Source organism: Campylobacter sp. US25a, assembly GCF_004379075.1.
GTDB lineage: Bacteria > Campylobacterota > Campylobacteria > Campylobacterales > Campylobacteraceae > Campylobacter_D > Campylobacter_D jejuni.
This window is the reverse complement of sequence record NZ_RYYM01000019.1, coordinates 9351-10842: the sequence shown is the minus strand read 5'-3', so window position 1 is coordinate 10842 and position 1492 is coordinate 9351. Positions and strand designations below refer to the sequence as shown.

Annotated in this window: 4 protein-coding genes; 2 read left to right on the top strand and 2 right to left on the bottom strand. The window is 20.2% G+C overall.

All coding sequences use genetic code 11. From position 1 onward, the window contains the following. Window positions 1-67: 67 nt before the first annotated feature. Both ELQ12_RS10845 and ELQ12_RS08925 read right to left on the bottom strand, forming a co-directional pair. Window positions 68-202: a diadenosine tetraphosphate hydrolase gene (locus tag ELQ12_RS10845; RefSeq protein WP_134264722.1), complete on the bottom strand. Its 135-nt coding sequence runs from the start codon at window positions 200-202 to the stop codon at window positions 68-70. A 44-nt stretch (window positions 203-246) separates the two neighbouring features. Then, window positions 247-666, bottom strand: a complete 420-nt coding sequence (locus ELQ12_RS08925) for a hypothetical protein (RefSeq protein ID WP_166739604.1) — start codon at window positions 664-666, stop codon at window positions 247-249. Between the two features lie 151 nt (window positions 667-817). On the opposite strand from ELQ12_RS08925, the gene ELQ12_RS10750 reads away from it, so the two are divergent. After that, window positions 818-1048, top strand: a complete 231-nt coding sequence (locus ELQ12_RS10750) for a hypothetical protein (protein WP_060787640.1) — start codon at window positions 818-820, stop codon at window positions 1046-1048. A 26-nt stretch (window positions 1049-1074) separates the two neighbouring features. Then, window positions 1075-1401, top strand: a complete 327-nt coding sequence (locus ELQ12_RS10745; protein WP_134264721.1) for a hypothetical protein — start codon at window positions 1075-1077, stop codon at window positions 1399-1401. Window positions 1402-1492 lie beyond the last annotated feature (91 nt).

Here is a 1492-nt window from a genome sequence, read left to right as displayed (position 1 = left end):
TTTGATACTCCTTTTTAAATTGTATTATTTCAAATATCTTATATAAATCAAATTTAGTTTTTATATATCATAAAAAACCTTTTTCATCATTCTCATCGATTAAATCAAGCATAGCATAACTAGCATCTGCACAATTAGCATAGTCTAAGAATTTAGTGATTAAGTCTAATTTAGCTTCTTGTGTTTTAATGTTTTTACTCATTTGTTATTCCAAAAATCTAAATCTCAAATTATCTTTCTAATTTTTTATCTAATATCTTCACAATACAGTCTTTTATGATATCTAAAATAGAATCCAGCACCCTCATCACCTCTTAAAAATATATTATAATTATAATACAAATATCGTTTAAATTCTTGATACTTAATGTTATTTTTATCATCAATATACCAAGCTTCTATTTCTTTTTCTTTTACTTTTCCTATTCCAAGTTTAATTTCGCGTGATTTAGTTTCTATTTCTTTCCAATTTGAAGGTTGAATTTCCAAATTCAATTTTTCATTATAAAAATATTTTATACCATTATTTTTAATTCTAATATTAGAATTATTCATCATAGCTTGAATAAATTGTTTTTTTAAATCCAAATAATCTTTATTAAACACTATCATTTTATTACTATTATCTTTACACAAGCTCTTAAACTCATAATACTGCGGATCCATATATTTATAAGAACATCCTCCTACTAAGAATAATAAAAGATATACAGGTAAAAGAAACAAAGTAAATTTTTTAAATATTGTTTTAAAATTTATAGTTTTTGTTTTATTTTTTAATTTATAAAAAATTTTAAAGATAAAACGAAAAGAATATATGAGAAGATATTATGATAGTGAAACTTTAAAATCTATTCTCGGACAAAAGACTAGTTTAGAATATAGCGATGATTTAGAATGTCTTTCTAAGAATACTATATATAAAATTATTTTATCTGAGAAACAATATAATTTTCCTTATGTAAATATTTTTGAAGATAAAATAGAAAATAATTTTACAGCTAGTTTTATAAAAAATGAAGATAGAAAAAAGCTAAAGAACATTTAAAAGCCATATTTTTAAATGCAAATCATTTGTTTGTTTATGATAAATTTATAAATAAAAATCAGAAGCAATTTATAAAATTTGCTGAAGAATGCTTTCCGAGAAAAAAATTAAACATTTTTTATCCTATTGAAAATATAATGAAATATCCCAAAAATTTATGTTCCAACTTGAAAAATATATATAAAGAATGGTTGGTTGTAGAGAATAAAGATGCTGAAATTAACGAAAAATATGATTATTTGCACGATAGATATATAATTGTAGATAAGAAAATTCAAATTATCTTAACTAGTGGCATTGATAATTTAATGAATATTGAAAAAGATTTTATATATATAATAAGAGAATTATAAAATAGTAATTAATGTATAATATTAATTACTAAAAATAACTATTATATATTAAAAATTAGTAATATATAATAGTATTTACTTTCAAACAACC

Excerpts from the sequence above, each read along its gene's own strand:
- ELQ12_RS10845 (WP_134264722.1), bottom strand. The coding sequence starts at position 202 with ATGAGTAAAAACATTAAAACACAAGAAGCTAAATTAGACTTAATCACT.
- ELQ12_RS10750 (WP_060787640.1), top strand. The coding sequence starts at position 818 with ATGAGAAGATATTATGATAGTGAAACTTTAAAATCTATTCTCGGACAA.
- ELQ12_RS08925 (WP_166739604.1), bottom strand. The coding sequence starts at position 666 with ATGGATCCGCAGTATTATGAGTTTAAGAGCTTGTGTAAAGATAATAGT.